The organism is Levilactobacillus paucivorans (assembly GCF_001437125.1).
GTDB lineage: Bacteria > Bacillota > Bacilli > Lactobacillales > Lactobacillaceae > Levilactobacillus > Levilactobacillus paucivorans.
In genome coordinates this window covers 1-212 of sequence record NZ_JQCA01000134.1, presented here as the reverse complement: position 1 = coordinate 212, position 212 = coordinate 1, and the positions used below count along the sequence as shown (strand labels likewise).

The 212-nt window shown below is 40.1% G+C and carries 1 pseudogene; it reads right to left on the bottom strand.

Annotated features, from left to right (window positions below):
• Window positions 1–34: 34 nt before the first annotated feature.
• Window positions 35–121: pseudogene (locus IV54_RS11790) on the bottom strand (recombinase family protein); the annotation flags it as partial.
• Between the last annotated feature and the right edge of the window lie 91 nt (window positions 122–212).

Sequence of the window (212 nt, the reverse complement as noted above, 5' to 3'; positions counted from 1 at the left end):
ACTCGCTTTTTACATAGAAGTATATCAAAAATCATAGATCTTGGACAGCTTCTAAAGCCGCCAACTGTCGATCTAAATGTTGCTCCTTGGAACTCACGCGCGCATAACCGATTTTAGCCATTTCCAGCTCTCCTTTTGGACAGTTCTAATGAACATTTGTAATTCCTAGTATAGCACAGAATCAAAAAAGACCACTAGGGTATACCCTAGTG